Source organism: Streptomyces sp. NPDC007907, from assembly GCF_042959365.1.
Lineage (GTDB): Bacteria > Actinomycetota > Actinomycetes > Streptomycetales > Streptomycetaceae > Streptomyces > Streptomyces indiaensis.
The window spans coordinates 222,638-248,011 of the sequence record NZ_JBIBKR010000003.1 but is presented as its reverse complement, the minus strand read 5'-3'; the positions used below and the strand labels follow the sequence as shown (position 1 = coordinate 248,011).

Genomic DNA, 25,374 nt, shown 5'->3' with positions numbered 1-25,374 from the left:
GGGCGGGGCTGCCGGGGGGCGCCTTCCGGCGTACTACAGCCACTGCCCTTCCAGAGCGGTGGCGGTGAGCCCCGGGGCCGCCGCGTACAGCACCGCGCGGTTGCCCGGCTTCTGCTGCCCCGCGTCATGCGCCCGCCGCAGGATGTCGAAGACCGCCGCACCTCCGCGGTTGCCGCTGGTGTAGCTCTCCCGGCTGTAGTCCAGCAGTCCGGAAGGCCACCCGTCGGGCATCGTCTGCTCCATGTACTCCAGCACGCGGGTGCCCCCGGGGTGCGCGAGCAGTACGTCGGGGTGCCAGGAGTCGGGGTCGTCCTGGTACCGGGTGCGCAGCCACTCCCACATCGCGGTGACCGTCTCCTGTACGGCGCGCGGCCCACGCCGGTCCATCACGAAGTGGGTGCCGTCCGCCCGCGTCTCCAGCCGGTGCAGGTCCTGGGTGCCGGGCAGGGTGTGGTGCCAGGCCGCGTCGAGGCGCAGCACCGACTCGGGCCGCGGGCGACCCGTGACCACCGCGGCGACCGCGGTGTCCGCGAACAGCAGCCGGACGATCAAGGACTCCAGCGTGTCGTCCCCGGGCTGGTAGGTGGTGCTCAGCGCCTCCGAGATGACGGCCAGGATGACCCGGTCGGGGTCCGCGGCGACCAGGTCCGCCGCCAGCGCCAGGGAACGCGTCCCCGCGATGCACGCCCACTGCGTGGCGGGCAGCAGCATCACGTCGTTGCGCAGCTGCAGCCTGTTGGCGAGGGACATGTCCAGGCCGGGCAGGGCCGGGGTCGTGGAGTGACTGGTGATCAGGCAGTCGACGTCAGCGGTATCCAGACCGGCCGTCTGCAGGGCTCCGCGCGCCGCATGCTCACCGTAGGCCTGCACGGCCTCCCAGGCGGGCGCGGTGCGCTCCTGGACGGTCTGCGGTGCGGGTATGGACTCCAGGGCGGCGATCACGCGCTCCACGTCCTGCGGGGTGAACCCGTCGCGGGCCAGCGCCTCTTGGGCCGGCTCGACGCCGACCCCCAGGCCGCCGCCCTTGCCCGGTGCGACGGCGGTCTCCAGCGGCAGCATCCAGCCGCGCGTCTCGATGCCCGTGCCGGCGGCGATGCCGTCGATCCGTGGCGCCCACGCCGCATGCGGGTGCCGTTCGCTCACCTCCGCCACGATCTGGCTGGTCTTCACGGTGTGCTCGCCGTGTATCACGGCTGGCGGGCAGAGGTAAGCGGCCATGAGGGGGCACCTTCCGAGGTGAAACGAGGAGAATGTCGAGAGTGCTGTGTCATGGGTCACTTCTGGACGCGGCACCCAAGGGGATGTAAATCGGCCCCAGTTCAGGAGCACTCATCCGCTTCGAGCATGGACGCCAAAAGGACATTTCCGCTGTGATGCAGACAACTTAGGTGGGTTTTCGGGGGTGTGACACGGCGCACGCCACCGTCTCCGAATGCCACGCCACAGCACAGGAGTTGTCAGACGTCCCGTCGACCGCCCGGCGAGATCCAGCCAGGAGGGCATAGCGACGGGTGGGCGATGCGGGGGAGAGGCCGGAGGGGGCCGACGCACACCCGAACGGGTGGTTCCCGCACTCCGACAGCGTAGGAGGAGGGCTCACGCAGGGCGGCGGAACCCGGTACGACCGGAAGCTCCGAGGTGCGGCCCCTCCACCTGCCCCACCGGAACCCGGCCTCCTCCCTCGCCTCCTACCGCCTCACAGCCCGGGAGCCCACCATGTCCCCTGCGCACCCTCCCCGCGTGAGCGTGATCATCCCCGCCTACAACTCCATGCCGGAACTCACTAAGTGCGTCACGTCCGTCATGGAGCAGACGCTCGGTCCGGACGAGATCGAGATCATCGCCGTCGACGACGGCTCGACCGACGGCACCGGCCCGGAACTCGACCGCCTCGCACGGACCTGCTCCCACATGCGGGTCGTCCACCAGCCCAACAGCGGAGGAGCCGGGGGCCCCCGCAACACCGGCCTGGACCTGGCCGGCGGCGACTACGTCTTCTTCCTCGACTCCGACGACTACCTCGGCCCGGACGCCCTGCGCCGCATGGTCGCGATGGCGGACGAGAACCGCACGGACGTGGTGCTCGGCAAAATGGTGTCGGTCGGCGGACGAGCCGTGCCGACGGCCGTCTTCTCCCACAACCAGTCCCGCACGGACATCTTCTCCTCCGCCGCCTACCGCACCCTCGGCTGCTGGAAGCTGTTCCGGCGCTCGCTGATCGAACGGCTGGGCCTGCGGTTCCCGCCGTACCGCAACTGCGAGGACAAGCCATTCACCGCGGCGGCCTACCTCAACGCCGACGGCATCTCCGTCGTCGCCGACTACGACTGCTACTACTCCCGCAACCGCCAGAACGGCAACAACCTCACCCTCACCGCCGCCGACCTCGTCCACCGCATGGACGGCACCCGGCTGTGCTTCGAAACGGTGGCCCGCTACCTGGAACCGGGCCCGCGCCGGGACCGGATCATGCGCCGGCATGTGGAGTGGGAACTGTGCGGACCACTGCGCGCCCTGCTGCCCCGCGAGAGCGAACAGCGGGCCAGGGAGTACTTCTACCCGCAGTTCCGGGACTGGGCGCGCAGTTACGTGAGCGACGGCCTCTTCCGGTCGCTCACCCCGCCGGACCGGCTGATCGTCCATCTGCTGCGCACGGACCGCTTCGAGGACCTCATGACCGTGGCGCGGAACGCCAAGGAGGACGCGGCGCGCGGCAACGTCGTGGACAAGGGCCGCGTCTACTGGTCCCACCCCTTCTTCCGAGACCCGGACAAGGCGGTCCCGGACGACTGCTTCGACGTCACGGACCGCATCCCGGTCCACCACGAACTGGCCGAGGCGGCCTGGACGGGCGACGGCGACGTGCTCCGACTCACCGGCCACGCCCGCATCGAGTCCCTCGGCCCGCTCCAGCCCACGACCCGGCTGATCCTGCGCCCGCACGGCTTCCGGCACCCCGACATCCCCGTGCCGGCGGCCGTCGGCACCGCCCCGCAAACCGGCGACGACCCGGCCACCGGTTTCACCGTCGACGTGGACCTGCGCACCGTGGACGCGGGCGCCCCGCTCGGCGACGGCCTGTGGGACGCCTACCTCGACGTACGCGCCCAGGGAATCAGCCGAACCGTCAGGCTGCGAACGACCTCGACGGACACCGACGGCCGACGGGCGACGCCACCACGGCGCGAGCTGAACGCCGACGTCCGGCCCGGTGAACCCGCCACCGCCCGCCCCATCTTCACCGCCCACGGCCACTTCTCGCTGGAGGTCCGGCGCACCGACGCCGGTGCGGCGTCTCCCGTGACCGACGTCGCCTGGGACCCTTCCCGACGCGCCACGCTCGTCGTCAGCGGTCGACTGGACGACGAGGCCGGAGGCCCCCGCCCCACCGCGCTGCGCGCCGAAGCGGACCGGGGCTCCGTACGTGAGGTGCCCCTGCGATACGCACGGGACGACAGCCGCTCCTTCACCGCCCGCATGCCGGTGGGGAAGTGGCGGCCGGGGCGGTGGACACTGACCCTCCGCACGGACGCTCCGGGGCGTCGCCTCCCCGTCCCGGTCACGAGGGAGCTGTCCGGCACCCGCTGGTTCCGCGCGTCACGACTCGGCCGCCCCTACTACGCCAAGCCGCTGCGGAACGGGCCCCGGGGAGCCTTGATGCTGCGCGTGGCGCCGATCAGGCTGGTGGCGGCCGTCCGGCGCCGGCTCGGCTGACGCCACCTCACCTGACCGCAGGGCGCGGTCTCACCCGTCCAAGGCCGCGGACTCCGCCGCCACTCAGTCGAGCGGAAGGCCCAACTGCAGTGCGACGGTGCTCAGGGCCGCCCCCAACGGAAGAGCGACCCTCGTGAGGGCGTGCCGGTCGCCCCGGGTCTGATCCCGGTTGACGATGAGCACGGGTTTCCCGGCCTGGGCCGCCTGGCGGACGAAGCGGAGGCCGGACATCACGGTCAGGGAGGAGCCCAGGACCAGCAGCGAGGTCGCCGCGCGCACCAACTCGCGGCACTGTTCCACCCGCTGAGGGGGAACGGCTTCGCCGAAGAATACGACGTCCGGCTTGAGGATGCCGCCGCATGCCGTGCAGGGGACCACGCGGAAGCCGGTGACCTGGTCGTCCGTCAAGTCGGCGTCCCCGTCGGGGTTGATCCCGGCGGCCACGGGCGCGAAGCCCGGGTTCGCCTCCTCGAGCCGCCGGGCCAGTTCGCGGCGCGGGCTGAAGGCGCCGCAGGAGAGGCAGACGACCCGGGCCAGGGACCCGTGCAGTTCCACGACGCCCTCACTTCCGGCGGCCTGGTGCAGACCGTCGACGTTCTGGGTGACGACACCCGAGAGCAGGTCGCTCCGTCCGAAGGCCGCCACGGCCCTGTGCCCGGGATTGGGGCGGGCTCGGCCGAAGGTGCGCCAGCCGAGGTGGCTGCGCGCCCAGTACCGGCGTCGCGCCTGGGCGGCGGCGGTGAAGTCCTGGTAGGTCATCGGGGTGTGCCGGCTCAGGCTCCCACCCTCGCCCCGGTAGTCGGGGATGCCCGACTCCGTGGAGATGCCGGCTCCGCTGAGCACCAGCACTCCACCGGCACGCAGCGCATCGGCGACCGGCTCGAGATCCGTCGTCCCCGGCGGCAGATCCTCGGCAGGGGTCCAGCTCAGGGTGGGACGCATGCGCATGCCGCAAGGGTACGAAACAGCAGCCCGGCGGAGCGTTCACTCTCACATCATTGCAACGAAGTAGGTCATGTCATTGCGTTAAGCGTCAATGTCGTTGCAATGATGTAGCGCCTCTGAGCTGCTTATATAAACTCAGTGCGCAACATGGACGTTGCTGATGCCGTGAATGCAACGTAGCTTTTCCATCGTTGGAAACAGCGCGCCGCGCGAAACGAATGGAGAGCACGATGCACCAGTTCGCCACCCCCGCCCCCATCTCGGCCGTCCTCGACGTCCCTGCCGGGCGCATCCGGTTCATCGCCGCCGACCGGGCCGACACCACCGTCGAGGTCCTGCCCGCGGACGCCGCCAACAGCCGCGACGTGAAGGCCGCCGAGCGGATCGAGGTCCGCTACGACGACGGTGTCCTGCGCATCACGGCCCCCGAGGCGAAGAACCGGACGCTCGGCCGGTCCGGGGCCGTCGAGGTCACCGTGCAGCTGCCCGCCGGCTCGCACGTGGCGGGCCGGGCCGCCGCCGGTGACCTGCGCGGCGTCGGACGGCTCGGCGAGGTCACCTTCGAGGCGGCGCAGGGCGCGGTCAAGCTCGACGAGACCGCCGGCGCCCGCCTGAGCCTGCTCGCCGGCGACATCACCGTCGGCCGCCTGCGCGGCCCGGCGCAGCTCAGTACCCAGCAGGGCGATCTCACCGTCACCGAGGCCACCCGCGGCGCCGTCGCGCTGCGCACCGAGCAGGGCGACATCTGCGTCGGCGCCGCCCGCGGTGTCTCCGCCGCCCTGGACGCCGGTACCGCCTACGGCCGCATCCACAACTCCCTCCACAACACCGACGGCACCGCCGCCCCTCTGACCATCCACGCCACCACCGCCCAGGGCGACATCACCGCCCGCAGCCGCTAACCGGGCGCCGATCCCCGGCAGCCCGCAGCACACCTCACACGGACAGGAGCACGACATGGCCGAGCACAACACGACCCCGCATCGCAGCAGTTGGGCCGGCATGGTGCCGGTCGAGGACACGGCCCTGGCCGTCACCGACAGCGGCGGCACGGGCATCCCCGTGGTCTACCTCAACGGCCAGTTCGCCACGCAGGGGTACTGGCGACGGACCCTCGCCGAACTGGGGCCGCAATGGCGGCACATCACCTACGACGAACGGGCACGTGGTAAATCGAAGCGTTCGGCGGACTACTCCTTCGAGGCGGCCGTCCGGGACGTGGACGCCGTCCTCGCGGCCAGGGGCGTGGACCGGGCCGTGGTGGTCGGCTGGTCCTACGGAGCGGTCGTCGCGGCCCACTGGGCCGCCCGGAATCCCGGCCGCACGGTGGGCGCGGTCATGGTCGACGGCGCGTTCCCCCACGACTGGCTCGACGATGCCATGGAACAGCGGATCCGGACGTTGTTCCGGCGGTTGTCCTGGGTGATGCCGCTGCTGCGCCCGACGGGCCTCGCCCCGCAGATGACTGCCGAGGAGCAGGCGAACAGCAACATCGAACTCGGCAGGCTCTCCCGTGAGCGTGAGTTGGGCCCCGTGCTCGACCGCATCGACGTCCCGGTGCGATACGTCGTCGCCTCGGGGACGTCGTTCGGGAGTCGTGGCGACGAGCAGGAGCGGATCCGGGCGAGCCTCGAAGCGGTGACGGCCCGCCGCGCCAACATCCGCAGCGCGAAGGTCGCAAGCAACCACGGCGCCATCCTGAAAAAGGACTTCGCCGCCATCGCCGACGCCGTCCGCGAGGTCGCCGACCTTGACCGTTTCGGCTCTCGCTGAGCCCCGCCCAACCCGTCGTGATCCAGGGCGGACAGAGCCGATATCGGAAGGAGACGTTTGATCGGGCGGGATCGGCGCACCCGATGACTTAACAGAATCCTTATACGAGGAAGCGGAGACGCACCATGGGCATCATCGCGTGGATCATCATCGGCCTTCTCGCGGGCGCCATCGCCAAGGCCCTGATGCCGGGCAAGGACCCCGGCGGCATCATTGTCACCATGCTGATCGGTATCGTCGGCGGTCTGCTCGGCGGCTGGCTCGGCAAGGTGATCTTCGGGGTGGACTCCATCGACGGGTTCTTCGACCTCTCCACGTGGATCGCTGCGGTCGTCGGTTCCCTCGTCCTGCTCGCCCTCTACCGTCTCGTCACCGGCAGCCGACACTCGCACCGTCACGCGTGATGCGTTGACGGCGCACACCTGAACAACACACCTGGACGGCTCCTCCCCTCCATACGAGGGAGGAGCCGTCAGGGTTTGCTCAGTCGTCAGCCGCCCCGGCCGTCCCAGTGAGCGACACCCGCGTCGTCCGGCCCTCCGTCGGGTACGTAGAAGTCCAGCCAGTCGCTGCTGTCCTCACCCTCACGGATCGCCACACCGCACACCATGCACCACGCTCAGCAGGGGCTCCGCCACACCCCGAGCTCCGGCTCCTTCCGCATCGACGACAGACCCAGCCGGCGCGACTCGGCACAGAAGGCGCTTCGTGGCTCCGCGTACTCCACGTGGAACACCGCCTTGCCCGCCGCGATGAACGGCGACAGCTCGCCGCACTCGTCGTACTGGGCGCACTCCTCGTTGACCGCGAAGTCGAAATCGCGCACGAGCTGGGGGATCTGCGGGAGGTCGTTCTTCAGCCCCACCGACAGCCCCCGCTCATGGGCGATGTCCGCGAGCATGCGGTTGTAACGGAGCTGATCGCGTGCGGTGAGGCGAAAGCCGGTGTCGTTGCCGTAGCCCTCCACCAGGTCCGGTTCCACCGCGTCGAAGCCCTTGTCACGGCACATGTCGAAGCGGCGCTCCATGATCGGTCGCAGCACCGTCAGCTGCCGGATGTCCAGCCAGCGTTCGCCCGCCCACCCGTTGGGCTCGCCGAGCACCGCACGCGGGAACGCGCCCCGGTCCGGCCGGAAGTTCTCCCACGCCCCCACGTTGATGTAACAGATGACCTTCCTCCCCGCACGGTGCAGCCGGGCCACGTCCGCCGCGGAGTTCTCGAAGCCGTCGATGTCGTAGACGGGCACGTCGGCCGACCCGTCGACCCTGCCGTCGAGCTGCCACTGCCAGGCGAGGCCCGGGCGGGGCTTCCACACGGCCCGCGACGGCGACACCGTGCCATGACCGTCGTCGGGACGTCCGGCGCCGCCGAAGCAGCCCGTCAGCGCCACGGCCGTCAGCGCCGTCAGCAGGGCCGTGCAGGTCACCGCCCGCCCGCTCATCGACTCGCCCCCGTGAGCGCGGGCGTCAACTCGGCCCAGGGATTGGGCGGTTCGCCCGTCACGGGGCCGCACACCGCCGCCCCCCTGTCGTGCGCGGTGCGTACGGCGAGGGGCACGAGGGCCTCGGGTACGCCGTAGACGAGGTGGCACAGCCGCTCGGGCTGGTGCCGTGCGGTCCACGCCGGCCGGCTGAAGGCGGAGACGTACGTCGACCAGTGGCCCTCGAAGGTGACGGTCAGGTCGGCGAGGCGGGCGTACCCCGGCGCCGGATGGACGCCGGGGTTGAGGACGACCGTCCCCGCACCCAGCCCGCGTACCGTCCGCACCAGCCTGCGGCAGGCCGGAAGTCCCTCCGCGGTCGCCGTCACCCGGTCCAGGAAACAGCCGTCCGCCGCGTACCACTCCTGGTGCCGGCGCACGTCCTCGGCGACGTCCGCGGGGGCGCGCACCCCGTAGTCGGTGTCGACGTAGCCCAGCAGACGCGCACCCGCGGCCCGCAGTGCCCCTGCCGCCGCGGTGAACGCCGGGTCGGGCACCTCGCCCGGCCCGCTCGCCGGATTGAGGACCACACCGTAGGTACGGGTGGCGGCCGTGATGAGCCGGTGCCACGCGCCGGGGTCCTCGGCCGGATGGACGTACAGCGGGATCAGCAGGCTCACGGTGTGCGGCCGCCTTCCCACAGCGCGGTCAGCGCGTCGTCGAGGGTGTGGGCCGGACGCCAGCCCAGGGCCTGCTCGGCCGCGGTGATGTCGGAACACTGCCATGACACCTGCGCGGAACGTACCGAGCCCGCCGCGCTTGCCGTGCTCTCCTCGATCCTGCCCCGGAAGCCGGCGAGCGCGGCCAGAGCGCGCACCAGGTCGCGCACCGGGACCGCCGTGCCCCCGCCGATGTTGAGGACGGGCGGCAACGGCCCCGGGACGGTCGCCGCGAGGACTGCCGCCCGCGCCACGTCACGCACGTCGACGAAGTCACGGTAGGCGGACAGATCGCCGAGCCGCAGCACCGCCTCCGGGCCCCCATCGGTCTCGCGCAGCAGCGCGGCGATCCGGCCGGGCAGACCGGTCGGCGGAGCTCCGGGCCCCACCGGATTGCCCACCCGCAGCACCACCGCCTCCAGGCCGGAGCCGGTCACCGCGACCGTGCCCGCGAGCTTGGTCGCGCCATAGGGACCGACCGGGCAGGTGGGCGCCGACTCCGTCACCGCGGCGTCCGGCGTGCCCGGGCCGTACTCGGCGGCCGAGCCCAGGTGCACCAGGCGGGCCGCGGGTGCGGCTTCGCGCAAGGCGGCGCAGAGCACGGCCGGCCCACGGGCGTTGACCTCGGCGAGAGTGACGGCGTCACCGCCGGTCGCGCCCGCGCAGTTGACGACCGTGTCGGGCGCGGCGGACGCGAGGGCCTTCACCAGCCGCTCCGGGCTGACACGGGCGAGGTCGACGTCGAGGTCGGCGGCCGGCGACCGGCCGCCGCCGAGGACCTGCGCGCCCGGCAGGGCGCGCAGCCGCTCGACCACATGAGCCCCGAGATAGCCGGTGAAGCCCAGGACGAGAATGCGCATGACGTGCTCAGGCTCCCTTGAGCAGAAGCGACTTGCGGGTGGTGAACTCGGCGTTGGCCCGGTCGTAGTCGTCCGGGCGGCCGATGTCCAGCCAGTATCCGTCGAACTCGTAGGCATGCGGCTGGTTGTCGGTCTTGAGCAGGTCCAGCACCAACTCGTCGAAGCCGAGCGGGAGTCCGGGCGTGTACCCGTCCAGGGTGCTGCGGGACAGGCCGTAGACGCCCATGGACACGCGGTAGTCCATGCTGGGCTTCTCGGTGAACGCGACGACCTTGCTGCAGTCCGTCGTCAGTACCCCGAAGTCGATGTGCACCTTCCGGGCGTACGTCGCGATGGTCAGCGGCGCCCCGGACGCACGATGCCGGTGCAGGACGTCGGCGTAGTCGAGGTCGGTGAGGACGTCGCCGTTCATCACCAGGAACGTCTCGGGCAGCCGGTGGCGCAGGGTGAGCAGCGGTCCCATGGTGCCCAGCGGGCTGTCCTCGGTGGCGTAGTCGACGGTCAGGCCCCACTGGGAGCCGTCGCCGACGTAGGCGCGGATGATCTCCCCGAGGTGGCCGATGGCAATGGTGCAGCTGGTGAAGCCGGCCGTGGACAGCTGGCGCAGCACGATCTCCAGGATGGCGTGCTGGTCACCGATGGGCACGAGCGGCTTGGGCAGCGCGGTGGTGTACGGCCGCAGCCGGACGCCCTTGCCTCCCGCCAGGATCACTGCGTGCATGGGGCTCCTCCTTCGTGAACGCTTCGTGGACATGCGCGAACGTGCGCAGACGTGTGCGACGTGATGGACGAGATCCGCTGGGCGGGTCAAATGTTGTAGATGCCGGTCTTGTACCGGGCGAGGTTGGCCGGGTCGCGGAAGAACTCCACGGTGGCCGCCAGCCCTTCCTCCAGGGAGTGCGCGGGCTGCCAGCCGGTGGCCGCGCCGAGCCGGCTCGCATCGGCGACCAGCCGCATCACCTCGGAGTTGGCCGGGCGGATGCGGGCGGTGTCCTCGCGCACGTCGAGGGCGGTGTCCATCACCTTGCCGATCAGCGCGACCAGGTCGCCGACCGAGATCTCCCCGCCGGTCCCGGCGTTGAAGGTACGGCCCACGACCCGCTCGGCGGGCGCGGTGCCGACGGCGAGGAAGGCCTGCGCGGTGTCCTTGACGAAGGTGAAGTCCCGGGTGGGCCGCAGATCGCCGAGGGTGATGGTGCGTTCTCCCGCGGCGACCTGCCCGATGACCGTGGGGATGACCGCGCGCATCGACTGGCGCGGCCCGAAGGTGTTGAAGGGCCGCAGCGTCACGACCGGGGTGTCGAAACTGGCGTGGTAGCTGTCCGCCAGCCGGTCCCCGCCCGCCTTCGAAGCGGCGTACGGGGACTGGGTGTTGATGGGATGGTCCTCGGTGATGGGCACGGTCTGCGCGGTGCCGTACGTCTCACTCGTGGAGGTGTGCACCAGCCGGGGCGTACCGAGGGCGCGCACCGCCTCCAGCACGTTGAGGGTGCCGGTGACGTTGGTGTCCACGTAGCTGTGCGGGGCCTGGTAGGAGTACGGGATCGCGATGAGGGCGGCCAGGTGGTAGGCGGTGTCGGCGCCTTCCAGTAGACCGCGGACCGAGCCCGGGTCCCGGACGTCGCCGAGGACGATCTCCACCTGGTCCAGGACGTCCGGGCGCAGGGTCTCCAGCCAGCCGTAGGAGGAGAAGGAGTTGTACTGGGCCATGGCCCGCACACGGTGTCCGGAGGCGACCAGCGCCTCGGTGAGGTGCGAGCCGATGAAGCCCTCGGCTCCGGTGACGGCGGCGAGCGGTGCGGAGGTCAACTGCGTTGTCCCTTCGATGAGGAGAGAAGCGGGGGAGAAGCGGTGAAGCGGAGTTCAGGCGTGCGGTGCGGGCCGGCCGAGCAGCCGCAGCACGCACGCCGACAGACACAGGGCGGCGCCGCCGCAGCCGGCCGGCAGGGCGAGCGCGGCGCCCGGTGGCAGCCCGAACAGGACGACGGTTCCGGCGGCACCGGCCGCCGCCAGGCAGATGCCGGCCGACGACCAGGCCGCCCCGAACGCCTGGAGCAGCAGCGCGGTCCACAAGGCCGCGGCGAGCGGCAGCAGGGCGGCCGGGTCGGCCCCGGTGAGCAGGGCCGCGGGCAGCAGCGGTGCGAGGTAGGCGAGCAGGCAGAGGCCGAGGATGCCGGCCGAACGCAGCAGGAACCCGGCGGGGGTGGCGGTGGCGCGCAACGCGGCGACCGACAGCCCGCGGTAGCGGTACAGCAGCCATTCCGCCGGCCCCATGCTCAGCGTCAGCACGATCACCGCGTACGGCTCCTCCCGCCCCTCCAGCAGCACCAGCACCCCCGCGGCCAGCCCGAACAGGCCGTACGGCAGGGACCACAGCAGCCGCGGCCGGGTCGCGCCGGTGACAGCCGGGACGGCGAGGGCGCCCCTCAGGACCCAGCCCGTGACGCCGAGCGTGCCGAGCAGCGCCAGCAGGGGCAGACCGGCCCGGACCAGGGAGCCCGGCTCCCACCACGGCAGGATCGCCGCCCCGGCGAGCAGGGGACTGAGCGCGGCCAGCAGCAGCCGCTCGCGGCCCAGCACCAGCAGGACACCGGCGGCCGCCAAATACGCGGACTGCGCGGCGGCCACCAGAGTCACCGGCCCGCCGTCGGCCGGCAGCGCGGCCACCACCGTGGCCACCACCGCGCCCACGGGGGCACCGGCCAGGAGGGTGCGGCCGGCCTCCCGTCGTCCGGTCGCCATCCGCAGGTGCGCGCGGTGACCGAGCGCTTGCCCCCACGCCCAGGAGACGAGTCCGGCCACGACGAGGGCGGCGGCGTGCCCAAAGGCGTCCCACAGGGGCGCGGTCAGCAGGTAGGCGAGCCCGGGCAGGGCGAACAGCACGCCCCGCAGCAGACAGCGCACGGTGTCGGGGCGCCAGGGGTCGGCCGCCGGGGCGGGTTCGGGGAAGGTGCGTGGCACGCGCTCGTACAGGGCGGAGGCGAGGGAGAACAGGTTCGGGTGACCGTACCGCTCGTTGATGAGCGAGGCGGACAGCCCCTCGGCCTCCAGCAGTGCGGCGACCTCGTAGGGGTGGACGGCGGGTCCTATGCGGTCGGCGAGCTCGGCGGCGAGTTCGCTGACGGCCTCCTCGTCGGGGCCGCGCCGGGGCAGCCGTATGGCGAGTGTGGTGTCGTCGAGGGCCCAGCGCGGCCGCCGACGGGGTGGGCGGGCGCCGGCCAGCCGGATGGCCAGTGTGTCCTGTTCGGCGCCCCCGGGTTCGAGGGATATCGGCCCGCTCACAGGGCGAGGCTTCCGGTGCCGTGGACGGCCGGGGCCGGGAACCTGACCGAGGGCATGACCGTCAACTCCTGTTCCGGGTGGTCCAGTTCCATGTAGATGGATCGAAACGTGTCAATGGTCTGCCGGAGAGTGAACTGCTCGATGACCCGCAGCCGGGCCGCCTCGCCCATCGCCCCGCGCCGCCCGGGGTCGCCCAGCAGCTCCAGCGCGGCCGCGGCCATCGCCTCCGGATCCCGCGGGGGCACCACGAGCCCGGTGTCGCCGACGGCCTCGCGCACCCCGCCCACGTCGGTGGAAACGGTCGCCCGGCCGCAGGACATGGCCTCGATCAGTGTGAACGGGAAGCCTTCGCTGATGCTGGAGAGCATCACGACGTTCCCGGCGGCGTAGGCGTCCTTGATGTCGTCGACCCGCCCCTCGAACGTGACGGCGTCGGCGTGCCCGAGCTCGGCGGCCAGGGCTTCGCAGCGTTCGCGGTAGGCCTCTCCGCCCCGTGGTGTGCCGCCGAACAACCGCAGCCGGGCGTGCGGGAGTTCGGCGCGGACCAGGGCGAAGGACCGGATGAGGGTCTCCAGGTCCTTGATGGGGTCGACGCGGCCCGCCCAGCTGAGGGTGGGGACGTCCGGCTCCGGTCCCGCCGCCGGGAACGCGGTGGGGTCGACGCCGTTGTAGACCGTGCGGATCGACTCCGGGTCGGCGCCGCCCTCTTCCTCCCACAACCGGTTGTAGCGGTTGCCGGGGGTGATCAGCGCGGCCCGGCGGTAGCTCTCCCGCGCGAGCAGCCGGAAGAACCCGAGGATCACGGCCTTCACCGGCCAGCGGTAGGGCGCCGTGCGGTAGCCGAGGTAGCGCTCGCGCAGGTAGACCCCGTGCTCGGTCAGCAGCAGCGGAACACCGTGGCGTTCGAGGGCCGTGAGGCCGGGCAGCACGGCGACTCCGCCGCTGACCGCGTGCGCGACCCCGTGCTCGGGGACGGGCGCGGCCAGTGGACGCAGGGCGTGCTCCAGCAGGGCGGTCGCGGTGAGCGCGTCGTGGAGCGTCGGCTGCGCCTCGCGCACGGCGAGACCGGGGCGGTTCCACAGCGCGGTGAGGATGCCGATCGCCCGGTCCGCGCGCAGGAACGGGCTCAGCGTCCCGTCCGAGGCGGCCCGTGCCAGGGCGTACAGGGCGGGCGCGAACCCGTCCTCGGCGTGCGGGTCGAGCAGCGCGGCCAGGAACCGTTCGTAGGCGGCTGCGAGTTGGTTGCGGGCCCTGCCCCGGGGCGGGCGGCCCTCGGGCGGGGCGCCCCACATGGGGACGGACAGCACGCTCGAGACGTGCGCGGGCAGGTCCCATACGACCGGTTCACGCCCGGTGCCGGTGACGGCGATGACGTCGAAGGCGAGGTCGGGCATGCCCTGGACGAGCTGGTCGCACCAGACGCTGACGCCTCCGTGGCTGTGCGGGTAGGTGCCTTCGGTGAGCAGGGTGACGCGCGTTGCTCCGGTACGTCGCGCGCCCTGGGGAACGGGCATCGATGTGCTCCACGGCCGAGGAGTGAAGTGGTTCGGGCCGGTCCTGGCCGCTTGAGCGGCCAGGACCGTCGGTCGGACGGGGGTGTATGCGCCGTTCAGCCGTCTGAGGTGTGACCCACGGGGTCGGTGACACCCGCGGGGACCCGGGTGCGCGGTGCCGTGCCGGTGGCCGGGGCGGGCCCGGCTTTGGCGTCGGTGGCCGGTGGCGCCGCGGACGCGGGCAGGGTGAGTGTGAGCGGCGTACCCGTGGAGGGCGTCCAGCCGGACACGGCACCGGCGTACGCCTGACCGAACGCGGCGCCGGCGAGGGTGGCGCCGGTGGGCAGGGTCGCGGGGACCGCAAGCCCGTTCGGCGCGTCGACGGTCACGGTGTTTCCGATGCGGTGGGCGGTGACCTGCCCGGCGCGCAGAGCGGCCTGCCAGTCGGCCCGGCGCCGGAGCTCGACGCCGATGTCCTTCATCCGCGGGTTCACCACGGGTGTGTCCTCGGCGAACAGTGCCGCGTAGCCGTCCAGGACGCCGTTGAGCACGGGGTAGGCGATGCGGTCCTCGGCCAGGTTCGACTGGTGGATGAAGTGCGGTTTGGGGTCGTTGGCCAGTACGTGCCCGAGGGCGATGCGCGTCTCCAGCGGGACGATGTGCTCGGCGTAGCCGGTGGCGGGGTTCAGCGGTGCGGGCAGACAGGTGGTGGTGGCCGGGTTGTCCTCGCAGATGCCGCTGCCGCCCTGGGCGCGACTGGTGTAGATCCAGTTGTACTCGTCGACCTGCTCGGCCGCCCGGCCGGCGTTGTAGAAGACGTTCATCGGGTAGCGGGGCACGGTCGTGGCCGGGCCGACCCGGCGCTGGGCGGGCTCACGGGAGTTGTCGGAGCCGAGCCAGGTGATGCGGTTGTCGCCGAGGGCGAGTGCCAGGTTGGGGTTGTCCTCGGGCTGCTGCGGCAGCACCTTCATGCCCGAGTGCTCGCCGGTCACCAACTCGTCGTTCACCAGGGGCAGTCCGGCTCTATCGCCCCACACCCGGTTGGTGGCGATCTCGTCGGAGATGTCGTTGCGGCTCATCCAACGGGTGCTGCCGTCGGCGTTGGTCGCGCACTTCCAGGGCACGACGGTGGTGTCCTGCACGCAGCCGAGGAAGGGGTGCGAGTAGGTGTGGTTGATCCACCGGAACTCGCCTCGCCGCGCGATCAGCCGGTCGGCGAGCGGGTCGGCGCCGTTGTGGTCCTCGCGGTGGTCGGCGCTGCCGGCGCCGTTGTAGGCGAAGTCGAGGGTGAACTTCCTGCTGTTCTGCCAGTCGATGGCGTGGTCGACGTCGGCGGCCGTCATCCGGATCGGGTCGGGCGTCGCGGCGGGGTCCTCGCAGTCGACGTCGCCGGGTGTGCAGTTGAGCTGGCTGTTCCAGCGGTCGTCGGCGGCGAACACGTCGTCCACGTGTACGGAGAAGTAGTTCCGTGAGGCACCCAGGTGCACCCCGCCGGTCATCCACTCGACGATGCCTCGGGCCAGGAGCCGGAACTGCTGCTGGTACTGGTTGTAGACGAACGTGACGACCAGCTCGCGCCGCCCGTCGTGCCGGTACTCGCCCACCAGCGTGCCCTTGGTGGTCTGCCCGGGGATCGCCGCCTCGACGTACGGGGTGAAGTCGGCCCCCGCCAGCGGCTTGGACAGGTAGGCGTAACTCTCGCCGACGGACGGGTCGTTGTCCTCGAAGGGCACCGCGCCGTCGAGGTAGCCGAAGGGCCCCGCCTTGCCCGCGGCGGTCACCTCCGCCCGCTTGCCGTCGATGCTGCCGGAGTGGCCCCCGTAGAGCGGGTACTGCAGTCCGGCCTCGGGACGCGCGTAGGTGTAGGCGTCGACCTGCGGCACGTCGTACGTCCGCTCGTACGCCGTGAGGGCCGCCATCTCGGCGGAACCGGCCGGGAACGGATTGTCGTTGGGCAGCACGACCGCCTGGAACTTGGCGCGCGGCCGGCCGTCGACGGTGTCCGCGAGGAAGTCGGCGTCGATCACGGTCCGGGCGGCCTGCGTGAGGTCGATCCGCGTGTACGGCGTTCCCGCCGCGGCCAGTGCGGCGGCTATGGCGTCGGTCGACGGGCCGCCGTCGCTCACCACCAGCACCCGCAGGTCGATGCGGGGCATGGTGTCGGCCTGTGCCGCGCCGGCCGGCAGGCCGAGTGCGGCGATGAGCGCACCCACCGTGAGCACGGTGGTGCGATAGGTCCGCTTCATGCGGTGAGGTCCCCTCCCCGGGCAGGGGTGAGCACAGCTCCCGTGGAGCGGACGCACCCCCTTGCGTGCCGCCGGCGTCCCCCTCAGAAGCCAGTTCGTCACGCATCCGTTCGGGTCACATAGTGATGTCTGTGTGGAGATTTCGCGGTCATGTTGCGGAACATGACGGAAAAGCGCAGGTGTCGAAATGGGCGATTCCGAAAGCGAAACGAGTCGTTCCGTGCCGCCGGGCGAAGTCGGGTCCGGTGGGGACCAGGGCCCGGCGCGCTGGTCCGGACCCTGCACGGCGCACCGGCGGGCCTCAAGGGCCCGCCGGTCGAAGTGCCAGTGGTCCAGACCGGAGCCGATATCCGCATGGCGAAACTTTCAGGTCACGGCCGTCGGCTCCGCGGACGGGGCGTCAGGAGCAGAGCACACGTGTCACCGGCGTGTAGACCGGCCCGCCGCTGACGTTCGTGGAGTCGCTGAACTCGGCGTAGAAGTACGAGTAGAAGCCGATGTTGCCGTTGCAGCCGGAGTCGGCGGCGACGTCCAGAGTCAGGGTGACTGTGCGGCTCTGACCGGGCGGGATCGTCGCGCCGTAGTTGCCGCCGAGGTTGGCCGGGCCGGTCCCGGAACAGGGTGCGGGGCCGTTCACCGTGGTCAGGCTGCACCCGGAGAAGCTGTACTTCAGGTCGGGACGCTGCGTGGTCAGCCACGTCGGCTCGATCGTCTGGTACACGAACCAGACGTCGTAGGTGTTGTTGTTGGTCAAGGTCATCGACAGCTTGACCGAACCGCCGGGGGTGGTGGTGGCGCTGTTGGTGGTGAAGGTCAGCTCCGCCGGAGCCGGCGCCGCACTCGCGGTGGGCGCCAGGCCGAACACGGCGAGAAGGAGGGCGAGGACGGCGCCGAGGCCGAAACGTCTCATCTGGGGTGATCGCATGGCCCGGGAGGCTAGGCAGGGCCCGGGCGCACCGTCTGCCCCGCGGACGGGACGCGGCTCTCGACTCGGCCGGAAGTGTTCATGGTGTGATGGAGTCGTGTCGAACGCATGAAGGAGCAACAGGCGTGTCGTTTTCCCAGGCGGCGGGTGCGGCCCGGGGGCGGTCGCGCCGGTCGGCCGCTGCCGGCCGCTTTCCCGCCGCGAGAAGATGACATTGGCGCATATCGGATCGGCCGGCCCGCTCCCGCCCCCGGACTCACCCCGGGGTTCTCGGCCACCTGCCGGTTTCCGGCCTGCACGGCGTCGGCGACGTCCGTCAGGGCGCTCCCAGGCCGCGCAGCAGCGTGTCGACCACGACGTCCGCCGCCCGCGCGGGGCTCAGGGCGGGCATCTGCCGGGACACCAGGTGCATGAGCTGCGGCAGCAGTGCGCTCGCCCATCCCGGGGGGAGGCCCGGGCGCAGAAGCCCCTCGCTCGTGGCGCGTTCGAGGAAGACGTCGACTTCCCGGACGCAGGCGTCCCTGCGGGCGCGGACGCGGTCGTCGGCGAGCACGCGGGCGAGGTCCACCAGCCAGGTGCGGTTCACGGCGATGATGTTCTCGACGTAGCGGTGCAGGGCGACGCCGACCGGGGCCTCGTGCAGCCGCGCGTCGGCGATGGCGTGCTCGATGGCGCCGAGACGGGAGACGTAGATCGCGGTCAGGAGGTCCTCGCGGGAGGAGAAGCGCCGGTAGACGGTGCGCCGGTCCACGCCCGCCTCGGCCGCGATGGCCGCGATGCTCGCGCCCGGGTCGGCGGCGAGCATGCGCGCCCCGGTGGCCAGGACGGCTTCCAGGTTGCGCGCTGCGTCGGCTCTCACGGCACCGAGTCTAGCGACGCCGTGTGCAACCTGAGCCGACTACTGCCTCAGTGCTGCGGTTATAAGTGATCGAACTGCCACACGGATGCAGCGGATCGCATGCGCCCACCGCGACACGGCCCGGCCGTGACAGTCCGACCCGTCACCTGTCAAGATGGTGACTACAGCGAGTGCGGACGAACACGGCAGGAAAGGTGATGCGCCATGAGTGACGTAGAGGAGAAGGCGCTGCTGGCGGGCGGCTGCTTCTGGGGCATGCAGGAGCTGATCCGCTCGCTCCCCGGAGTGATCCGCACCCGGGTCGGCTACAGCGGCGACAACGACAAGCCGAATGCCACCTACCGTGATCACGGTAGGCACGCGGAGTCGATCGAGATCGTCTTCGATCCGACCGCCACCGACTACCGCGCGATCCTGGAGTACTTCTTCCAGATCCACGACCCGACGACCCGGGACCGCCAGGGCAACGACATCGGTGCGAGCTATCGCTCCGCGATCTTCTACCTCGACGACGAGCAGCAGCGCGTCGCTCTGGACACCATCGCCGACGTCGAAGCCTCCGGTCTGTGGCCGGGCCCGGTGGTGACCGAGGTCGTGCCCGCCGGCGCGTTCTGGGAAGCCGAGCCGGAGCACCAGGACTACCTCCAGCGCTACCCGGAGGGATACACCTGCCACTTCCCGCGCCCGAACTGGCGGCTCCCCAAGCGCGGCTAGTTCTGTACGCCGACGTGGCCGGGAAGGGGCGTTCGCCCTTCCCGGCCCTTCGTCCGCATCGCCAACGACTCCGCGTACGGCCTCTCCGTCGGCGTCTGATCCTCGAAAGGGCCCACGTCCCGAGGCGTCACCCTCTTGACCGGTGACGCATGGCGGTGCAGGCTAACGCCACGGTCCAAGGTGGCAGTGTGATGAGCGAGGGGGAGGCCGGTCATGGACGGGGATCGGACGACGGACACCGCCACGGCGGCACGACGGGTGCGGTACGGAAAGCTCCCCGAGCGCATCCGCTTCGCCGACATGGCAGAAGAGGTGGAGGTCAGGCCGGGCGGCAGGGTGCGGGCCCACGATCCCGAGGGCTCGTGGCAGTACTACTCCTGCCTCGCGCTCGATCTGGGTCTGTAGGCCCGGCCGGCTCAGGGGTTCAGGCGGTCGACGCCCCCGCGAATCGGAATCCGTCACCACCTCAGCCGGTGCACCTGGGCCGCGCCTCCCTGGGGGTTCAGCTCCCGCCGCCCTGCGCGCCCGAGCGGCTCCAGGCGGTGCTTGCTGGCCGGTCGGTGCTTGGTGGTCGTTGGTCGCCCCCAGACCCACGGCGCGGCCGCGGCCCACCGCACTCACCGACGGCCGCGGCCCACCGCACGTGCCTGGGTGTCGGGCAGGTCCAGGATGAGTCGCGGCTCCTCGCGCACCGGGCCTCCGGCCTCGTCGAGCCGGGCCTACCCGGGCTGAGTGCATCTCCGGCCCGTCCGGCGGACTCCTGCGCACCCCGCTTCATGGTGCCGACGAAGATGCGCGGCAGACCGGCGTTCTTGAGGTGCGCGCGGCGTTGCCCGCACGGCGCCCGGCCCGTTCGGAGAAGTCGCCCCCGTACCAGCGCAGTTCACCGCTGCCGAGCTCGGCGATGCGTTCCACACAGGCGTGGGAAAAGGGGGGCATGGTGAACCGGCCGCGTCGGCGGCGCTTCCTCAGCGCGTCCGGTGGCCGACAGCTCCGGTCCCACCCGGAGATGTCGCCGTCCCCCGCCACGCCTGTGACTCCTCAGTACAAGGTCAAGGTCGCGTGCAGCGCAACGGCCGCCTCAACGGGAGTCGCACAGGACGAGCGCGCACCACGCTAAGAACGGCCCCGGAAAGCACAAACGGCAAGGAGAACTCTCCTTGCCTCTCCCAAGTTATAGCGCACAGGGGGGCTTGCGGCAAGGCCCCCGTCCTGCCACACAATCGTCGGCCGAAGCCACAACCTGCGGAAACGGGGACACGAGGTGTGTGTGTCGGACATGGGGACGTGCTCGTCCAGGAAGTCGACAGCGCCGGAGGTATCGCGATGACCGAGCGGTACGTGCTGGACCTCCACGAGGTCGACGAGACGCAGCTCGCGCTTGTCGGCGGCAAGGGCGCCCACCTGGGCGCGCTCGCGCGGATCGACGGCACCAGCGTGCCGGGAGGCTTCTGTGTGACAACAGAAGCCTTCCGGCGGATCATGAAGGAATCGCCGTCGGTCGAGGATCTGCTGGATGAGCTGAGTCGCTCGGACCCGGACGACCGCGAGGCGGCGCGCACACTCGCCGAGCGAATTCGCGGAATCATCGAGGCGATCGCCGTCCCCGACGACCTCGTCGCGGCGATCACCGGGGCGCTTTCCCGGCTCGGCGAACAAGCCGCGTGCGCCGTCCGGTCCAGCGCCACGGCGGAGGATCTGCCGACGGCCTCCTTCGCCGGCCAGCAGGACACGTACCTCAACGTCGTCGGCCCGGCGGCGATTCTCCGGGATGTCAGCCGGTGCTGGGCCTCGCTCTTCACCGAGCGGGCGGTGACCTACCGTCAGCGCAACGACATCGACCACCGTACGGTCGACATGGCCGTGGTCGTGCAGAAGATGGTCCTCCCGCACGCGGCCGGCATCCTGTTCACGGCCGACCCGGTCACGGGCAACCGGAAGGTCGCCACCGTCGACGCGGGCTTCGGACTCGGTGAGGCCCTGGTCTCCGGCCTGGTGAACCCGGACGTCTACAAGGTGCGCCACGGCGAGGTCGTCGAGAAGACGATCGCCGCCAAACAGCGCGCCGTTCACGCCCTGCCGGACGGCGGCACGCTGCACGTGGCCGTCGACGCACGGCAGCAGCGGCAACCGGCTCTCACGGATGAGCAGGTCCTACAGCTCGTGCGGCTCGGGCGGCGTATCGAGGAGCACTTCGGCCGCCCGCAGGACATCGAATGGTGCCTCGGCGACGACGGGTTCCACATCGTCCAGAGCCGGCCGATCACGACGCTCTTCCCGATCCCCGAGACCGACGACGAGGACAACCACGTCTACGTCTCCGTCGGCCATCAGCAGATGATGACCGACCCCATGAAACCCCTGGGACTCTCCGTCTGGAAGCTGACGGCCATGGCGCCGATGACCGACGCCGGGGGAAGGCTGTTCGTCGACGCCACCCGGGCCCTGTCCTCGCCCGCGAGCCGTACCGGACTCCTGGACCTCGTGGGCAGAGGCGATCCCCTGACCCGGGACGCGCTGGAAACCGTCCTCGCGCGCGACGGCTTCGTCCCCTCGCTGCCGGACCCGGCCCCCGGTGGACCGCGGGCCGGTGGCGCGCCCACCGCCATCGAAACCGATCCGGCCATCGTCGCGGGGCTGATCGAGCGCAGCCGGACGTCCCTCGCCGCCCTGCGGCGCGACATCGCGACGAAGACCGGTCCGGACCTGCTCGACTTCCTGCTGGAGGCCTTCGAGGAGCACAAGAAGGTGCTCAGCGATCCACTCAGCATCCAGGCGATCATGGCCGGCATGGAAGCCACCTGGTGGCTCAACGACAAGCTGCAGGAATGGCTGGGGGAGAAGAACGCGGCCGACACCCTCACCCTGTCCGCACCCGACAACGTCACGTCCGCGATGGGACTGGAGCTGCTCGACGTGGCGGACGTGATCCGCCCCCACCCGGAGGTGGTGGCGTTCCTGCAGAGCGCCGCAGCCGACGACGGCTTCCTCGACGAGCTGCCGAAACTGGCGGGCGGTACCGAAGCCCGCGACGCCATCGAGACCTACCTCGACCGCTACGGCATGCGCTGTGCCGGGGAGATCGACATCACGAGGCCGCGGTGGCGCGAACGCCCCGGCACGCTGGTGCCGGCCATCCTGGACAACGTCAGGAACTTCGAACCGGGCGCCGCGGCACGGCGGTTCGAGCAGGGCCGCCAGGAGGCACGGGAGAAGGAACAGGACGTGCTGTCCCGCCTGCGGGCGCTGCCCGACGGGGAGAGCAAGGCCGACGAGACCAAGCGGATGATCGACCGGGTCCGCACCTTCATCGGGTACCGCGAGTACCCCAAGTACGGCATCATCAGCCGCTACTTCGTCTACAAGCAGGCCCTGCTGGAGGAGGCCGGCCGTCTGGCGCGGGCCGGAGTGCTCGCCGAGAAGGAGGACATCTTCTATCTGACGTTCCAGGAACTCCAGGACGTCGTCCGCTCGCACCACGTGGACGACGGGCTCATCCGGCGACGCAGGGAAGCGTTCCGGACGTACCGCGCGCTCACCCCTCCCCGGGTGCTCACCTCGGAAGGCGAAACCGTCAACGGCGCGTACCGGCGTGAAGACGTGCCGAACGGTGCCCTGCTCGGCCTTGCGGTGTCGGGCGGGACGATCGAGGGCCGGGCCCGCGTCATCCTCGACATGGCGCACGCCGACCTCGAGGCGGGCGACATCCTCGTCACCGCCTACACGGACCCGAGTTGGTCACCCTTGTTCGTCGGCATCGCCGGTCTGGTCACGGAGGTGGGCGGCCTGATGACCCATGGTGCGGTGGTCGCGCGCGAGTACGGCCTGCCGGCCGTCGTGGGCGTCGACCGGGCCACCCGCCTCATCCGGGACGGACAGCGCATCCGTGTGCACGGCAGCGACGGGTACGTCGAGATCCTGCCCTGACAGCACCACCGCCCCACGAGAAGGCATCACCGAGGCTGCCGGTCGGCGGCTGCCGGGAGAAGCGGTTCCCTTTCAGGCGTCCGACCGCCCGTCCGCTGCCGACCGCGCGTTCCCGCTGCCCCACCTGCTGTCGCCCTCGTGACGGGGCGGCCACGAGTGAGTCGCAAGCGACGTCTCCCCTACGGAAGACGGGAGACTCAAGCCCGTTCGACGGCCGATCGCCCGGCCCCGGCCCGCATCAGGCGATCAGAGCCTGTTCCGTGGTGGGGTGGCAGGGGATGAGCGTGTCGACGCCGACCAGTTGCAGGACGCGGAGGACCGATTCCTGGGCGCCGGCGATGCGCACCCAGCCGTCCGCGTCGCTCACCTGCTGGTGGGCGGCGACGAAGACGTTGATGCCGCTGGAGTCCATGAAGGTGACACCGCTGAGGTCGGCCACTATCCGCGGTGGGGCCGCCCCCTCCTCGATCCGCAGGGCCTCGCTGAGCACGTCCCGGACGTCATGGTCGATCTCACCCCGCAACGTCACGACACGGATACCTCCGGCGATGCGGTGTTCGGCGTGCAGCCGGCCCGGCCGGTCTGCTTCCTCAAGTGGGGACACCGTCTCCTCAACTGTGCTTAGGCTTACCCGATCACAATGCGCGCGACTGATTCTGCCCCACGGACCCGGCCACATGCACCCGTGTGGATGTGCCGAACAACACCTCTGTGCATGCGCGGCGGCGAAACGGGTACCGGCGCGCGTGAACGGGGAGTGAGGGCGAGGCCAGTGAAATCTGATGCCGACGGCGAGGGCTGTACTACGCCGGACGACCATCTCATGCGTGTCGGGTACGCCTTGGGCGAGGACGCCAGCTGCATCGCGGACGCCCGCCATCACGCCGTCGCCTTCCTCGACCGGGCGAGCGACGAGCAGCACCTTCCCGTGTCCACCCGGGCGAGGGAGCTCACGCAGCTGGTGGTCAGCGAGCTGGTCACCAACACCCGCAAGTACGCCCCCGGGCCCGTCCTGCTGGAACTGCGCGTCACCGCCCGCACCGTGGAGATCTCCGTGTGGGACAGCGACCCCAACGTCCCCGCACCCCGGGACGCAGACCCGAGCAGGATCGGCCAGCACGGCTTGGAGATCGTGCAGGCCGTGGTCGAGGACTTCCTGGTGCAGCGGGAGCCGGTGGGCAAGCGCATCACCGCCCGCATCGCCCTGACCGACGACCCCGGCGCGCCCTTCGGGGCGTGATCCCGGTCCCACGCGACTTCCCACCGGTCCGCGATCCCCGGGCCACCGGCGTACCGGTCCGGCGGGCTACGCCCCGACGGTGACGGCCGCCGCCCCCACGGTCCTGCCGCCGTACCCCGGGATCAGTACCGCAGCCACCGCCAGATGCATCAGGGCGAGGGATGCCCGGGTGCCGCCGTCCATGCCGTCGCCCATGCACGGCAGGAAGGACAAGGCCAGCACGGCACAGGCCACCCCGGTCCAGATGAGGCGTGCGTGCCGCACCCCGAACCGCTCCAGGGCGGCCAGCAGTCCCCAGCCGGAGAGGGACGCGAGCAGTGCGGCCACCGCCACGGGCCCGGCGCCGATGTCGAGCGTCCGCGTACCGTCGGCGATCCGTAACGGGTGCCCCAGCAGCGGGTCCGCGACCAGCCACACCAGGACCGGGGCCAGGACGGCCAGGGCCGCAACCCCGAGACGTCTCTTCCGCGGGCTCACTCCGCACCTCCCGAGAGCGCCCCGTGCAGGAAGACGTCCGCCAGCTCCAGAGGGGTCAGATCGGGTTCGTCGTTGGTACGCGGCTGGGTGAACAGCAGCCCGAAGAACAGGGCCGCGACCTGCTCCGGCGGCCGGCGCAGCGCGGCCTTGTCGGGCTCCAGCAGGTCCACGAGAGCCGCGCGGATACGGGCCGTCGACTCCTCGCGGCCCGCGCCGCGCACCGTGCCGGGGTGCTTGCCTCCGCGATGCCCCAGCGAGCCGAGGATCGCTCCCATCCGGGACATGTGGGCCTGCAGCGCCTCGGCCGCCTCCGCGAGCCGTTCGGGCAGCGGCTGGGACAGGTCGATCGCATCCAGTTCCCGGACCGCGTGGTCGGGGGAGAGTGCCGCGGCCACGCAGGCCTGCAGCAACTCGTCCTTGTCGGCGAAGACCCGGAAGATCGTCCCCTCGCCGATGCCCGCGGCGCGGGCGATCCTCGCGGTCGTCACGGCGGCACCGTACTCGGCGATCAGCGGGATGGCGGTCTGGATGATCATTTCGCGGCGCTGTTCCGGCGACATGCCGGGAGCGCGGCGGCGCGTGGTCTGGTTCTCCTTGGGGGCTGTCATGACTACGAGAGTACGGAGTGAGTCCTCACTCCGTCAATGAGTGAGGACTCACTCCGCTCACTTTCCGTACCCCTGCCACAACGGCGTCCATCCGGAACCGCGATGTCGAACCATCTCGACAACCGCAGGGGCGTGCTGGAACGTTCATGAGCCTGCTCTACCCTCATGTGCG

General features: G+C 71.2%; 23 protein-coding genes and 1 pseudogene. 8 read left to right on the top strand and 16 right to left on the bottom strand.

Going from position 1 to position 25,374, the window contains the following annotated elements; translation table 11 throughout:
- Positions 1-33: 33 nt before the first annotated feature.
- Positions 34-1,218: a type III polyketide synthase gene (locus ACFZDI_RS12420; protein WP_391249927.1), complete on the bottom strand. Its 1,185-nt coding sequence runs from the start codon at positions 1,216-1,218 to the stop codon at positions 34-36.
- Between the two features lie 522 nt (positions 1,219-1,740).
- On the opposite strand from ACFZDI_RS12420, the gene ACFZDI_RS12415 reads away from it, so the two are divergent.
- Positions 1,741-3,714: a glycosyltransferase gene (locus ACFZDI_RS12415; RefSeq protein ID WP_391249925.1), complete on the top strand. Its 1,974-nt coding sequence runs from the start codon at positions 1,741-1,743 to the stop codon at positions 3,712-3,714.
- 63 nt (positions 3,715-3,777) lie between these two features.
- Here the strand turns inward: ACFZDI_RS12415 and ACFZDI_RS12410 are convergent, their stop codons facing one another.
- The gene (locus tag ACFZDI_RS12410; RefSeq protein WP_391249923.1) at positions 3,778-4,662 is read right to left on the bottom strand and encodes an NAD-dependent protein deacetylase; all 885 of its coding nucleotides are present in this window, start codon (positions 4,660-4,662) and stop codon (positions 3,778-3,780) included.
- Positions 4,663-4,889: 227 nt separating this feature from the next.
- Here ACFZDI_RS12410 and ACFZDI_RS12405 point away from each other — a divergent pair, with 227 nt between their 5' ends.
- The 3 genes from ACFZDI_RS12405 (at position 4,890) to ACFZDI_RS12395 (ending at position 6,836) form a co-directional block, all read left to right on the top strand.
- On the top strand, positions 4,890-5,561 hold the full coding sequence (locus ACFZDI_RS12405) for a DUF4097 family beta strand repeat-containing protein (protein ID WP_391249921.1): 672 nt from the start codon (positions 4,890-4,892) through the stop codon (positions 5,559-5,561).
- 55 nt (positions 5,562-5,616) lie between these two features.
- A complete protein-coding gene (locus ACFZDI_RS12400; protein ID WP_391249919.1) occupies positions 5,617-6,432 on the top strand; it encodes an alpha/beta fold hydrolase in 816 nt (271 codons plus the stop codon).
- A 125-nt stretch (positions 6,433-6,557) separates the two neighbouring features.
- Entirely contained in the window at positions 6,558-6,836 is a 279-nt protein-coding gene (locus ACFZDI_RS12395) for a GlsB/YeaQ/YmgE family stress response membrane protein (protein ID WP_391249917.1), read from the top strand.
- A gap of 215 nt (positions 6,837-7,051) precedes the next feature.
- Here ACFZDI_RS12395 and ACFZDI_RS12390 read toward each other — a convergent pair whose 3' ends face one another.
- From ACFZDI_RS12390 to ACFZDI_RS12345, 10 genes are all read right to left on the bottom strand, one after another.
- Complete coding sequence (locus ACFZDI_RS12390) at positions 7,052-7,873, bottom strand: endo alpha-1,4 polygalactosaminidase (protein ID WP_391249915.1); 822 nt, start codon at positions 7,871-7,873, stop codon at positions 7,052-7,054.
- Positions 7,870-8,532, bottom strand: coding sequence for a spherulation-specific family 4 protein (locus ACFZDI_RS12385; RefSeq protein WP_234849834.1), 663 nt, complete (start codon positions 8,530-8,532; stop codon positions 7,870-7,872). The genes ACFZDI_RS12390 and ACFZDI_RS12385 overlap by 4 nt, the downstream gene beginning before the upstream one ends.
- Positions 8,529-9,431, bottom strand: coding sequence for an NAD-dependent epimerase/dehydratase family protein (locus ACFZDI_RS12380; protein ID WP_391249912.1), 903 nt, complete (start codon positions 9,429-9,431; stop codon positions 8,529-8,531). The genes ACFZDI_RS12385 and ACFZDI_RS12380 overlap by 4 nt, the downstream gene beginning before the upstream one ends.
- 7 nt (positions 9,432-9,438) lie before the next feature.
- The gene (locus ACFZDI_RS12375) at positions 9,439-10,152 is read right to left on the bottom strand and encodes a sugar phosphate nucleotidyltransferase (protein ID WP_391249910.1); all 714 of its coding nucleotides are present in this window, start codon (positions 10,150-10,152) and stop codon (positions 9,439-9,441) included.
- 86 nt (positions 10,153-10,238) lie between these two features.
- On the bottom strand, positions 10,239-11,240 hold the full coding sequence (locus tag ACFZDI_RS12370) for a GDP-mannose 4,6-dehydratase (protein ID WP_391249908.1): 1,002 nt from the start codon (positions 11,238-11,240) through the stop codon (positions 10,239-10,241).
- A 54-nt stretch (positions 11,241-11,294) separates the two neighbouring features.
- Positions 11,295-12,713, bottom strand: a complete 1,419-nt coding sequence (locus ACFZDI_RS12365; protein ID WP_391249906.1) for a hypothetical protein — start codon at positions 12,711-12,713, stop codon at positions 11,295-11,297.
- The gene (gene pelF, locus ACFZDI_RS12360; protein ID WP_391249904.1) at positions 12,710-14,227 is read right to left on the bottom strand and encodes a GT4 family glycosyltransferase PelF; all 1,518 of its coding nucleotides are present in this window, start codon (positions 14,225-14,227) and stop codon (positions 12,710-12,712) included. Before pelF ends, ACFZDI_RS12365 begins: the two co-directional genes overlap by 4 nt.
- Positions 14,228-14,322: 95 nt before the next feature.
- Complete coding sequence (locus ACFZDI_RS12355) at positions 14,323-16,452, bottom strand: hypothetical protein (RefSeq protein WP_391249902.1); 2,130 nt, start codon at positions 16,450-16,452, stop codon at positions 14,323-14,325.
- 400 nt (positions 16,453-16,852) lie between these two features.
- A complete protein-coding gene (locus tag ACFZDI_RS12350; protein ID WP_234849827.1) occupies positions 16,853-17,377 on the bottom strand; it encodes a hypothetical protein in 525 nt (174 codons plus the stop codon).
- Between the two features lie 316 nt (positions 17,378-17,693).
- Positions 17,694-18,182, bottom strand: coding sequence for a TetR family transcriptional regulator (locus ACFZDI_RS12345; protein ID WP_391251086.1), 489 nt, complete (start codon positions 18,180-18,182; stop codon positions 17,694-17,696).
- A gap of 258 nt (positions 18,183-18,440) precedes the next feature.
- Between ACFZDI_RS12345 and msrA the strand changes: the two genes are divergently transcribed.
- Entirely contained in the window at positions 18,441-18,950 is a 510-nt protein-coding gene (msrA, locus tag ACFZDI_RS12340) for a peptide-methionine (S)-S-oxide reductase MsrA (protein ID WP_391249899.1), read from the top strand.
- 213 nt (positions 18,951-19,163) lie between these two features.
- Positions 19,164-19,355 (top strand): hypothetical protein, encoded by a 192-nt coding sequence (locus tag ACFZDI_RS12335; RefSeq protein WP_391249897.1) that lies wholly within the window; start codon positions 19,164-19,166, stop codon positions 19,353-19,355.
- 233 nt (positions 19,356-19,588) lie between these two features.
- Here the strand turns inward: ACFZDI_RS12335 and ACFZDI_RS12330 are convergent.
- Positions 19,589-19,805, bottom strand: a pseudogene (locus ACFZDI_RS12330) (ABC transporter ATP-binding protein); the annotation flags it as partial.
- Between the two features lie 471 nt (positions 19,806-20,276).
- On the opposite strand from ACFZDI_RS12330, the gene rph reads away from it, so the two are divergent.
- Positions 20,277-22,877 (top strand): rifamycin-inactivating phosphotransferase, encoded by a 2,601-nt coding sequence (gene rph / locus ACFZDI_RS12325; RefSeq protein ID WP_391249895.1) that lies wholly within the window; start codon positions 20,277-20,279, stop codon positions 22,875-22,877.
- A 238-nt stretch (positions 22,878-23,115) separates the two neighbouring features.
- Here the strand turns inward: rph and ACFZDI_RS12320 are convergent, their stop codons facing one another.
- Positions 23,116-23,481 carry an STAS domain-containing protein gene (locus tag ACFZDI_RS12320; protein ID WP_234849823.1) on the bottom strand — a complete coding sequence of 122 codons (366 nt, stop codon included), beginning with the start codon at positions 23,479-23,481 and terminating at the stop codon, positions 23,116-23,118.
- A 219-nt stretch (positions 23,482-23,700) separates the two neighbouring features.
- On the opposite strand from ACFZDI_RS12320, the gene ACFZDI_RS12315 reads away from it, so the two are divergent.
- Entirely contained in the window at positions 23,701-24,117 is a 417-nt protein-coding gene (locus tag ACFZDI_RS12315; RefSeq protein WP_234849822.1) for an ATP-binding protein, read from the top strand.
- 66 nt (positions 24,118-24,183) lie between these two features.
- Here ACFZDI_RS12315 and ACFZDI_RS12310 read toward each other — a convergent pair whose 3' ends face one another.
- Together ACFZDI_RS12310 and ACFZDI_RS12305 are read right to left on the bottom strand one after the other, a co-directional pair.
- A complete protein-coding gene (locus ACFZDI_RS12310) occupies positions 24,184-24,594 on the bottom strand; it encodes a DUF6069 family protein (RefSeq protein ID WP_391249892.1) in 411 nt (136 codons plus the stop codon).
- Entirely contained in the window at positions 24,591-25,202 is a 612-nt protein-coding gene (locus ACFZDI_RS12305; RefSeq protein WP_234849820.1) for a TetR/AcrR family transcriptional regulator, read from the bottom strand. The genes ACFZDI_RS12310 and ACFZDI_RS12305 overlap by 4 nt, the downstream gene beginning before the upstream one ends.
- Positions 25,203-25,374: the final 172 nt, after the last annotated feature.

Excerpts from the sequence above, each read along its gene's own strand:
- ACFZDI_RS12395 (WP_391249917.1), top strand. The coding sequence starts at position 6,558 with ATGGGCATCATCGCGTGGATCATCATCGGCCTTCTCGCGGGCGCCATC.
- msrA (WP_391249899.1), top strand. The coding sequence starts at position 18,441 with ATGAGTGACGTAGAGGAGAAGGCGCTGCTGGCGGGCGGCTGCTTCTGG.
- ACFZDI_RS12345 (WP_391251086.1), bottom strand. The coding sequence starts at position 18,182 with ATGCTCGCCGCCGACCCGGGCGCGAGCATCGCGGCCATCGCGGCCGAG.
- ACFZDI_RS12335 (WP_391249897.1), top strand. The coding sequence starts at position 19,164 with ATGGACGGGGATCGGACGACGGACACCGCCACGGCGGCACGACGGGTG.
- ACFZDI_RS12400 (WP_391249919.1), top strand. The coding sequence starts at position 5,617 with ATGGCCGAGCACAACACGACCCCGCATCGCAGCAGTTGGGCCGGCATG.
- pelF (WP_391249904.1), bottom strand. The coding sequence starts at position 14,227 with ATGCCCGTTCCCCAGGGCGCGCGACGTACCGGAGCAACGCGCGTCACC.
- ACFZDI_RS12355 (WP_391249902.1), bottom strand. The coding sequence starts at position 16,452 with ATGAAGCGGACCTATCGCACCACCGTGCTCACGGTGGGTGCGCTCATC.
- ACFZDI_RS12350 (WP_234849827.1), bottom strand. The coding sequence starts at position 17,377 with ATGCGATCACCCCAGATGAGACGTTTCGGCCTCGGCGCCGTCCTCGCC.
- ACFZDI_RS12410 (WP_391249923.1), bottom strand. The coding sequence starts at position 4,662 with ATGCGCATGCGTCCCACCCTGAGCTGGACCCCTGCCGAGGATCTGCCG.
- ACFZDI_RS12305 (WP_234849820.1), bottom strand. The coding sequence starts at position 25,202 with ATGACAGCCCCCAAGGAGAACCAGACCACGCGCCGCCGCGCTCCCGGC.
- ACFZDI_RS12420 (WP_391249927.1), bottom strand. The coding sequence starts at position 1,218 with ATGGCCGCTTACCTCTGCCCGCCAGCCGTGATACACGGCGAGCACACC.
- ACFZDI_RS12405 (WP_391249921.1), top strand. The coding sequence starts at position 4,890 with ATGCACCAGTTCGCCACCCCCGCCCCCATCTCGGCCGTCCTCGACGTC.
- rph (WP_391249895.1), top strand. The coding sequence starts at position 20,277 with ATGACCGAGCGGTACGTGCTGGACCTCCACGAGGTCGACGAGACGCAG.
- ACFZDI_RS12375 (WP_391249910.1), bottom strand. The coding sequence starts at position 10,152 with ATGCACGCAGTGATCCTGGCGGGAGGCAAGGGCGTCCGGCTGCGGCCG.
- ACFZDI_RS12315 (WP_234849822.1), top strand. The coding sequence starts at position 23,701 with ATGCGTGTCGGGTACGCCTTGGGCGAGGACGCCAGCTGCATCGCGGAC.
- ACFZDI_RS12390 (WP_391249915.1), bottom strand. The coding sequence starts at position 7,873 with ATGAGCGGGCGGGCGGTGACCTGCACGGCCCTGCTGACGGCGCTGACG.
- ACFZDI_RS12380 (WP_391249912.1), bottom strand. The coding sequence starts at position 9,431 with ATGCGCATTCTCGTCCTGGGCTTCACCGGCTATCTCGGGGCTCATGTG.